Origin of the sequence: Marinilabilia salmonicolor JCM 21150 (assembly GCF_000259075.1) — a bacterium.
GTDB lineage: Bacteria > Bacteroidota > Bacteroidia > Bacteroidales > Marinilabiliaceae > Marinilabilia > Marinilabilia salmonicolor.
In genome coordinates, this window is record NZ_AJKI01000067.1 from 46448 (window position 1) to 56703 (window position 10256).

Sequence of the window (10256 nt, forward strand, 5' to 3'; positions counted from 1 at the left end):
TCTTGATTTTTTTCGTTTTTAATTATTCTCATTCTGAAAAAACTGTAAGATCTGTTTCATCAATTCAGCCCTCTTCTTTTCTGATGGAATGGCTTCAAAGGGAAACCCAAGGATAACACTCTGATAATCGCCTGAAAAGCCTACTCCTGCACAGACATTGTTACCATCGTACCTGAAAATTCTGAAAGCATCGTCTCCCACGGGCTCAATGCCGTCGGGCGATTCAACTTTATAAATATCGGGATGATATTCTACATTATAGCTGAGCGATGGCAGGAACAGAGAAGAAGCTTTATCTGTCACTTTCAGATTTCCCACATTGTCAGCATGATTGGTCATCCAACGAAAGTGCAAAACTTCTTTTAAAAATTCGATGGTGGTTGAATCATTGTTTTCCACAGCGTCAGTGCCTATGTATGCTCCGGAGATCAGGACATTTCCTCCGGACAAGAGGTATTTTTTCAATACCTCCCTTGTTCCCTGGCAAAAAAGCCTGTATTGTTTTTCATCTGAGTTGAATAGAGATTCGGTCCCTCTCTCTTCGCCATAGAGCAAATCAACAGCTTTGTAAGGTTCAACCTCAAAACCATCAGAAGCAAACACTTCATCACTTACCGAAACAAAGGAATAACCGGCATCGCGGATCGCTTTTCCGTGTGTAAATACAAAGTCGAAGTTATTACCGGGAATTATTTTCCCTTCCATGTCGGCATGACTGGCTCCATGCCCCGGACTGTCATCATCAAGCCACGGAGAGGAGCGGTCATAATCGTATTGTTTGCCTGTGTGGCTCATATCTCTGTTCCTGGGTACACCTTCATCCTCCCACCATGCTACTCCGGCAGTTTCTCCATCCACAAATGCGGGTGGCCCCACTCGGTCAAATCCGTTGACTACCAAGACCAAATCATCAGAAGAGGAGTTCAGTGATACAGACAATGTTTCGCACGGAAAACTCTCTCCTCCCTCGTTTAAAGCAGTAACCTTAAAGCTATAAATAGTATCCCAATCAGGTAATTCAAGAACCATCGATGTATCTGAAGTAAACACCCCATTGGAAAAACCATTGCCTTCAATTCTTTGGTAAACCTTGTAGCCGGAAGGAACTGCACTCTCTTCCAGAGGATCCATTACAGGTCTCCAGCTTAATCTTACACTTTTTCCTCCTGGGTGTGTCAGAGAAAGATGATCGGGAGCCAGAGGCTTTATGATCGCCAGGCTCCCCTCTCGCACTGACAGGAAGCGCACCATCCCTTTATATATAGCTCTGGCAACGGTAAATTGAAACCGGGGATCAAGCCCGTATTTCATATCAGCCAGGTTTTGGTGAGACAACAACTCCAGCAACATGGTGGGCACATTAGGCCGATAAGCTTCGGAATACTGTTTGTCCCACATGGCCCGGCGCGTCCATTCATCGTTAAAGGTTAATCTGATATCAGACACAATTTGAGATTGAACCAAATCTGTCAAGTCGCGACTGGCCAGTTTTGATTTTCCATCCGGAAACCGGCCTTCATTCGTAACTGAACTGTAAATTCCAAGCGTTCCGACAACGGAATCTCCCGGGGTAGTTCCGGCATCTGTATGAAAAGCAAAGGCCAGATCAATCGGAATATTCAACCCCTGGCATTCAGTCGCTTTGGTAGGCCCGTTGGGATTGCCCATCAGGTAATTCACCCATTCACCTCGCGACTGATAATCATCGTTGTAGTCATTCTTTTGCTCATTTAGGCTGTAAACAATTGAATCAGGCACTCCTGCATATTGTAACCAATACCTTCCGGCTTCCATCCACCGTGGCTTGCCACTTAGCTTATAAACGTAGGATACCGAATCGTTTATCTCCACCTCTGAATTTTCCGCATGATTATCATCCAGTGACCATTTTCTTTTGGTATAAGACTCTTCGGGACGCCTGGCAACATTGCCCATCCCTCCGCCAAAGCGAATGGCATCAGTTGTCACCACCCCGATGGAATTGGATGGAACTTCTATCACGACAGATCCCGATTGTATATTTTTCCCTTTGGAAAAGTGGAAAGTTCCAAGGTAAACCCAAGTCCCGTAACCCATTTGCTGATTAAGTAAAAACCGGGTACTCCCTCCAGAATGATTAACACGATATGAAACATTGTCAAGTGCGCTCTCTATTTTCCCATACGAAACATAAACAGCATACTCCCCTGCTTCAGGAATATTGGGTAAATAGGTGATGCTTGAAGAATTTTCATCCGAAGCTTGAACTTGCATCCAGGTTCCCATTTTAAAAGGATTATCTCCATTAAATAAAGTATCCTTAATGGCAAAACCTTTTTCGCCAGAGCTCTCTATTTGACGGATTCCCTTGCCTATGATTATCTCACTTCCTCCAGATGCCCCATCATTATCTACAATGACTTCATGAATTTGAGTATCTCTTTCCCTGGGCACAAAAACGTTCGCCCCGGCATCCTCCAACATAGGCACAAGATAATTGCGCGTAAAAGCAAATGGGTAAATGTCCTCCACGGTTCCAAACAACCTGGCTCTTTGCCATTCCCACCGATCCAGTTCTGACTCATAATAATAACCATGACTCGCCCACAAAGCAATATTGTGATTGGTCAATCCAGAGTTAAAAACTCCCTGATTTACCCTTTTTACCAGGGGATCTCTTAATCCTATATCTTTCATCCGGAAGGAGTCCACCGAAATATGTTCCCTGAAGTACAACGGAACATATTTTTCAAGAGTCTCCCCCTTACAAAACAATTGAATTTCATAATCTTTGAACCTCCTGCCTGTAAGATTTCTAAGAGCGTATTTCAAAGAAGTTATCCATGCCTCTCTTACCGGAATCATTGCAACATTGGGAGAAAGAAAAACATCCAGTTCTTCATCGGATGCATTTACTTCAACTGAATCAACATGCATTGGCCCCATGTACTGATACGGATGTAAAAGATCAAATCTTTCATTGATTCTTTTCATCGCTTTATTTTCCAGCCGGTGTTCTTTTCTTTCCGACTGAGAAATCAATTCAAATGGAAAAACCATTAATAATATAAGAATTAACACACTCTTAAGTATCAAAAAATTCTTCATCTTTTCATCCTTATAAAATTTACTTCTTAAAGTCAGATGGATCTCGAAATCCTTTTAAAAATTGCACTTTTGTGGCATCTTTAAAGAATCAAAGTTCCATGCTCGTTTCATTGTGTTTAAAATCATCGGTTCTGTTATTTTGTCCAACATCCGATTTCAGAACGTCTATTCAAACAAACTGACTTCTGCTGAAGTCCAGACTACCTTATAGGAAATTGAATAAATACATCTAAATTCACCCGCCTCAGGAAAAAACGACCAGCTCCTGAATCAAAATCAACCCTCAACAAGCCACTAAAAACATAACTATAAACGATTTATCAAGCTCAAGAGACTCACTCAACATAAAAGACTGTCAATTTTTGTTTTCAAATGTAGAAACATTTTTTCAAGAAACAAAAATTTGTAATACATCTTATATAATATCAAAAACCAAACTTTTTTTATATATTTGCGTTTAACAAAAACAACAACAAACAGGGATCTTAAACCAATGGAATTATATAAGAGAATCCATAATCCATCAAGAACAAAAACTCAAAAACACAACCTATAATACATCATTCTATTATGATATTAGTGGCCGACAGCGGATCAACCAAAACAACATGGTGCCTCCTGGACAAAAAAACAGGAAAGAAAGAACTAATTCAAACACCAGGAATAAACCCTTTCTACCAGGATGAAGATACTATTATAAAGGCGCTCGAAAAGGATTTTACATCCTCACAAAGAAATTTCGAAGCTATCTATTTTTATAGTGCCGGATGCAGCAATCCGGTTATCAGCAAAGTTGCATACGGAGCGCTCAACAATTTCTTCTGTGCATCAACCATAGAGGTGGCAAGCGACCTCATGGCCGCCGCCCACGCACTGTGTGGGACTACCGAAGGAATTGCGTGCATTTTAGGAACCGGCTCCAACTCATGTCATTACAATGGTAAAGAGGTCATCGAAAACACACCTCCCCTGGGATTTATTCTTGGAGATGAAGGCAGCGGTGCAGTTATTGGCAAAAAGCTACTTTCAGACATCCTGAAAAAACAACTCCCTGAACATGTTTGTAACAAATTCTTTAACAAATATAAAACAGACAGCATTGATATTCTGAATAACATCTACAAAAAACCCTTTCCAAACCGATACGCAGCAGGTTTTACAAGATTTATCGCTGAACACATCAGTGAACCTTCCCTACAAAAACTGGTACTTGCATCCTTTGAAGAATTCATAACCAGAAACATATTACAATACCAGATGGCCACAAAACTACCAGTGCATTTTACCGGCAGCATAGCCTACTACTTCAAAGATCTGTTGTATGAAATTCTTGAAAAGCACCAATTAAAACGAGGAACAATTATTAAAGATCCAATAGACGGATTAATTGATTTCCATCTCAAATAACCTCATCATACAAGTAAAGAACCTCAAAAAGAACAAAAGAAATGTCGGATAATAAATATACCCTGAGCATTACAGAATCACCTTCCAGATTTCAAAATCTTGAAAAAATGGAAGTCGCCGACCTGATTCAAAACATCAACCGGGAAGACGCAAAAGTACATGAAGCGGTAAAAAAAGCATTGCCACAAATTGAAAAATTAATCGTTCGAATTGTGGAAAGAATGAAAAAAGGAGGAAGAGTATTTTACCTTGGAGCAGGGACAAGCGGCCGCCTGGGCGTACTGGATGCATCTGAACTCCCCCCCACCTTTGGTGTCCCTGACACATTGGTAATCGGATTAATTGCAGGAGGCGATATTGCACTAAGGAATGCCGTGGAAGATGCAGAGGATGATCCCAAAATGGCCTGGCAGGAACTCAACAAACATAACATAACCCAGCTAGACACAGTTATTGGGATCGCAGCTTCAGGAACCACCCCCTATGTCATAGGTGGCATCATGGAAGCAAGAAAAAGCGGAATACTCACAGGCTGCATCACCTGCAATCCGAATTCTGAGATTGCCAAAGCTGCAGAATTTCCTATTGAAGCAATTGTAGGACCTGAATTCATTACTGGCAGCACCCGTCTTAAAGCAGGAACCGCTCAGAAGATGATTCTCAACATGATAACAACCACCCTGATGATAAAGCTGGGTAAAGTAAAGGGAAACAAAATGATTAATATGCAGTTGACCAACAAAAAATTAATTCAGAGAGGAACCATAATGCTAATGGAAGAACTTGGTCTGAAAAAAGAAGATGCTCAGGCACTCCTGATTAAAAATGGTTCCGTAAAAAAGGCCATTGATGCACACAACAAAACCAAAAAATAAAATCATTGGCCGCCACATTTATTTCCATACTTCCTGTTATCAACTGCTACTATCTGTGGAGTCAATGAAAGCGATGAATCAAACTTGCCTGGTCATCAGGCAAGTTTTAAAGTATCAGGAAAAATAATTTCCAGTAGTGAAGCCACGGTGGTTATTTAAAAACTTTTTTAAGATAACGCTCATATACTTCATGATTCCTAATCACAAGCTTTTCTGTTTCAGCAAAAGCATCATCTTCATCCCTCTCCTTAACCGCCTCCAGAATTTTTTTCTGGGCCTCAATAGTAAATTCTTTTTCTCCTTCAACATTCGCATAAATAAAATTACGCATACGGGGTAAAAGAGAATAAATGGGCTCCAGACTAATTATAATAATTGGATTCCCGGTTGATTTGGCCAGGCTCATGTGGAAACGGTTGATGATATCCACTTCCTGCTGAGTGTTGTCGGGATCACAACTTACGAGCTCTTCAATTATCTGTTCCAGAATTTTTATATCCTCATCTGTCCTATTCCTCGCAGCCAGTCGTGAAATTTGCGGCTCAAAAATACGACGAACATCAATAATCTGAGAAATAAGATCGGAATCGAAACTCAGGTCATAGTATAGATTAAGAGATTTAATTGCATCCTCTATCTTTATCTCAGACACATACATCCCACTTCCTTTTCTAATCTCTATCAAACCACGGGCACTTAAACGCCTCAATGCCTCCCTAAGTGCCGTTCTACTAACTCCAAAGAGTTCGCAAAGTTCCTTTTCAGAAGGCAACTTGGCTCCCGAAAGCAGTTTCTTCTGCCGGATAGCCTCTTCAACTTTTCTTTCGATCTTCTGACTTAAGGTTTGCGTAGTACCTATCTTGCTAAAAATATCGTCCATTTAAACCATTTAATATTATATACAACTATATGCTAAACCCTTATGCTTAAACATTACTAAACCTTGCAGCACACAAAATGCCAATCAAAACAAATCAACCAGTGAAAATTTAAGTAAACCTTTCCAAAAAGAAAAAGTCACAAATCACCTATAAAAACATCAAACCATCTGCAAAATCAAAGTGTCCTCACCAAATTCGACCTGCATGAACACCTCACTACGATAATTTAAGAATAAAACCCGGTAAAAACAAAAAAAAGAGAAAGACACTAATCTCACTAAAGAACATACAAATATAGGTCTTTTCTTTCGTTTTTGTAGTGAATAAAGTGAACTTTTACTTTTAACCGACATAGGATGTATGATCACACCGCATTTTCGCAACTTTCTCAACTCGGTTGAAAAAGCGAGCCATAATCTTCGTTAATTCCAATATTAACACATCATTATGACTAACTCCTTCCTTCTAACAAATTATCTCATAAAACAACATTGATAAATATTGTTAAAAAAAAGGATGAAGACTCCAGGAAAATCTTATCTCAACTATAAAAATCATCCCCAAAAAGGATCCTATAGAAAAATTCCAGATTCAACCATACAATAAAGGCCACAGCAAATTAAATCATTTTGCTGTGGCCTTTCTGTGATCCCGGGAGGACTTATTTTGTGAAACAAAGATGTTTTTTGCAAGTGCTTAAATCATCGAAAAACACCATAGGATGCAACAATATAGAGGCATTTGATAATATTCTGTTTTTTCGCTTGGTTTCTTTACTTTTCATTTTGTGAATGCAAATAGGGTGCAAATATTGTAAAGTTGCACCCTATTTCATATCTTTGTTTGTGTAAATTCTAAACTGCTTAAAGGATGGCTTCATTAAAATTTTTTATTCGCACACAACTAAGCGACACTTCCAAAAAACCTGTTAATATACGGGTAAGGCTTCGGGATAGTCAAAAGGACATCTATTCAAAAACTCATCTAAGCATCCCCCCAAAATTTTGGAACCAGAAAGCACGGACAACCCGTGCAAAGATTTCCAATTCCGGAGACTTCAAAGAAAGAGACTTCTATAAAAACCAGCTGGAAGCATTGGAGAGGCACATCCTAAAAGATTACCAGGGAGGCGGGCAATTTTCCAAAGAATGGCTTTCTGAATGTATTGAGAAATTCAGGAACCCGGAGAACTTTGAGAAAAAGCCCGTCACTTTGTTTGATTACATTGCCCACTTTATAGAACAATCAGAACACAGCTTAAACCCCAAAACTGGCCAGCCATTACACTACCGTATAAAGCGCGATTACATACGGACGTTTGAACTACTCAAAGAATTTGCCGGTGGTCGGAAAATAGACTTTCAGGATATTGATTTGGATTTTTACAACGACTGGATAACTTTTTTACAGACAAAAGATATCGGATCCAAAAAAGAGCCGAAATACTATGCCGGAAATACAGTTGGGAAATTTATTAAAAACCTGAAAGTATTTCTTAACAAAGCAACGGAGGACGGAATTAATACAAATCTGCGGTACAAATCACACCGCTTTGTTAAAATTCAGGTAGAGACAGACAGCATCTATCTAAATGAAGCCGAATTGAGCCGCATTCAACAAATTGACCTTTCAAATAGGCCATATTTGGAACGGGTAAGAGATTTGTTTTTGGTCGGTTGCTGGACTGGCTTAAGATTTGGCGACCTTTCACGAGTGAGGCCGGAAAATATTCAGGACGGGTTTATCCGTGTTATACAATCCAAAACAGGTGACAGGGTTGTAATTCCATTACACCCGGTTGTTACTTCCATTCTGGAAAAATATGAAGGTCAACTTCCAGCGGCCATAAGCAACCAAAAAACAAACGACTTTCTTAAAGAAATTGTAAAACTGGCAGAACTAAATGATGAGCTTCATATCTCAGAGACCCGCGGAGGCATCAAAAGAACTGTAAAACGGCAAAAGTGGGAATTAGTATCCAGCCACACGGCCCGGCGGTCATTTGCCACTAATTTATACAAATCGGGCTTTCCTTCTCAGTCAATTATGCGGATCACTGGTCACAAAAGCGAATCAGCTTTTCTTAAATATCTGAAAGTATCTGAAGAGGAACACGCTAAACTATTACAGCAGCACTGGACAAAGAACGCTAATCATTTGAAAATTGTAGGATAATGGACAAAATACCTTCTCAATTAATATACCACCTTAGGCAAAAGTTTGGAACCTCTAATATGTTTAATTTCCTTTTATCTGTTGATCTTATGGAAAATGATGAAGAGTTAAAAGAACTCATTAGAGAAGAAATTCAGAACACAAAAAAAGAAATTCAGAAACTGCCTGTTGCGATCCGATGGGCTATTGCAGAAGTTAATGCAAAAAGGAAAAACGACCCCAAAGCCAGATCTGTATTGTTTGATGAAGTTATTGGCAGAAATTTGGGCAATGACATTACCAAACAATACAAAGATATTTTTAAGCGAAGTTTGCTAACGGGAAAAACCCACGTATTACACATAGAAAGCAGATTAAGGGAGCCGGAAGAAACCAAAGAAGAGCCCAGCAACTTAATTCATGAATTGGAAAACCTTCCTTTCTCCAAGGAAATAGGGGAAGCATCTGAGTTACTTAATTATTTAGACTTTCTATATGAAAAGACTTTCAAAAAAGATCATTCTATTTTAATGCTAAAATTGGCAGATAGCAAATATATCTCCAATGAAAACCCGGAACGATTTAACAATGCAATTAACAAAGGATCGATACCAGAGAAGGAGGAAAACAAAATTGTATGGACAGGTCCACCTGCAGAGGCAATAAGATTTTGCGATCATTTAGGAATGATTGACAATGGGCATGGCAAATATAGGACGTGGAATAACTACTTTATGCTTCCTGATGGGAAAAGACTTTATGATAATTCTCGAACTAAGGATAACCCGGGCGGTGACATCATAGATATTCTTGAAAATCTTGGTTACAGTGAAGGCTATTTTATTAACAAAAAATCAGGAATCAGAAATTAACGAAAAACTCATCTAAAATATAAGTAATTGAAGGCCATTAATTTGGCCTTTTTTTATGCCATAAATCTAAATTCATCTAAAACAGTTTAGATATAATACTGTCTTTCAATTTGTTACGATAATATTTCATTTCTAATTTTGTTGTGTTCAACAATAAATAACTGAAAAACTGGAAAACATGGAAACTATTCAAACACTAATTAACGAACGAAATTTAAATGTAAGTATTCCCGTAACTCCAAAAGACCTTCAGGAATTTGCTACCAGCGTAGCCAAGTCTGTATTGGCTAATTATCAGCCGAAAGATAAAGATGAAGAAGAGTTATTAACGGTTGACGAAGCAATGGCCTTGCTCAAAATAAGCCGGACAGCTCTTTGGCGCTGGGAGCAAAAAGAATTCCTTAAGCCTGTAAAGCTGGGACGCTTTGTCCGTTACCGGAAATCGGACATTGATAACTTAATAAGGAAAAAGGAGGTTAACCATGCTTAAGGATAACACCTACGGCGTAGCAGTTGACCCCGACACCGGGAAAATTAAAATAATTGAAAGGATATTTCAACCAATAACAGGTTATTGATAATGAAAGACGGGTTTCTCTTATACAAGGGCTTTTGGGAGCCTATAAAAGACCTTTCAGATGAACAGCTGGGAAGACTTTTTCGAGCTATTTACGAATATCAAGTCAAAGGAGCAACCGAAACCGACCCAGACATTAAAATGGCCTTCATGTTCTTTTTAAATCAATTTCATTTAGATGAAAAAAAGTATCAAGCCATAGTTGAAAGGAACAGAGGCAACGGAACCAAGGGAGGAAGACCAAAGAAAAACCCAAGCGAACCCAAAAAACCCACTGGGTTAATTGAAAACCCAAAAAACCCAAGCGAACCCAAAAAAGCCGATAAAGAGAAGGAGAAAGATAAAGATAAGGATAAGGGAAAAGATATCTGCGATAATGATTTAAGTTTTGTTAATGATGGTT

8 protein-coding genes are annotated in these 10256 nt (G+C 39.1%); 6 read left to right on the forward strand and 2 right to left on the reverse strand.

The genetic code is table 11. The features are described 5' to 3' along the window. Positions 1 to 18: 18 nt before the first annotated feature. The gene (locus tag W7W_RS0121380; RefSeq protein WP_025007126.1) at positions 19 to 3087 is read right to left on the reverse strand and encodes a golvesin C-terminal-like domain-containing protein; all 3069 of its coding nucleotides are present in this window, start codon (positions 3085 to 3087) and stop codon (positions 19 to 21) included. A 570-nt stretch (positions 3088 to 3657) separates the two neighbouring features. Between W7W_RS0121380 and W7W_RS0121385 the strand changes: the two genes are divergently transcribed. Together W7W_RS0121385 and murQ are read left to right on the forward strand one after the other, a co-directional pair. Further along, the gene (locus W7W_RS0121385) at positions 3658 to 4494 is read left to right on the forward strand and encodes a hypothetical protein (RefSeq protein WP_010665649.1); all 837 of its coding nucleotides are present in this window, start codon (positions 3658 to 3660) and stop codon (positions 4492 to 4494) included. Positions 4495 to 4535: 41 nt separating this feature from the next. Beyond that, positions 4536 to 5369: an N-acetylmuramic acid 6-phosphate etherase gene (gene murQ, locus W7W_RS0121390; protein WP_010665650.1), complete on the forward strand. Its 834-nt coding sequence runs from the start codon at positions 4536 to 4538 to the stop codon at positions 5367 to 5369. Between the two features lie 151 nt (positions 5370 to 5520). Here murQ and W7W_RS0121395 read toward each other — a convergent pair whose 3' ends face one another. Continuing rightward, complete coding sequence (locus W7W_RS0121395; RefSeq protein WP_010665651.1) at positions 5521 to 6249, reverse strand: FadR/GntR family transcriptional regulator; 729 nt, start codon at positions 6247 to 6249, stop codon at positions 5521 to 5523. Positions 6250 to 7120: 871 nt separating this feature from the next. Here W7W_RS0121395 and W7W_RS0121400 point away from each other — a divergent pair. The 4 genes from W7W_RS0121400 to W7W_RS22670 form a co-directional block, all read left to right on the forward strand. Next, positions 7121 to 8425 carry a site-specific integrase gene (locus W7W_RS0121400; RefSeq protein ID WP_010665652.1) on the forward strand — a complete coding sequence of 435 codons (1305 nt, stop codon included), beginning with the start codon at positions 7121 to 7123 and terminating at the stop codon, positions 8423 to 8425. Positions 8426 to 8514: 89 nt separating this feature from the next. Then, positions 8515 to 9276, forward strand: coding sequence for a hypothetical protein (locus W7W_RS0121405; RefSeq protein ID WP_148660990.1), 762 nt, complete (start codon positions 8515 to 8517; stop codon positions 9274 to 9276). A gap of 178 nt (positions 9277 to 9454) precedes the next feature. Beyond that, on the forward strand, positions 9455 to 9766 hold the full coding sequence (locus W7W_RS0121410; protein WP_010665654.1) for a helix-turn-helix transcriptional regulator: 312 nt from the start codon (positions 9455 to 9457) through the stop codon (positions 9764 to 9766). A 90-nt stretch (positions 9767 to 9856) separates the two neighbouring features. Further along, a partial coding sequence (locus W7W_RS22670; RefSeq protein ID WP_010665655.1) for a DUF6291 domain-containing protein occupies positions 9857 to 10256 on the forward strand: 400 nt, incomplete at its 3' end.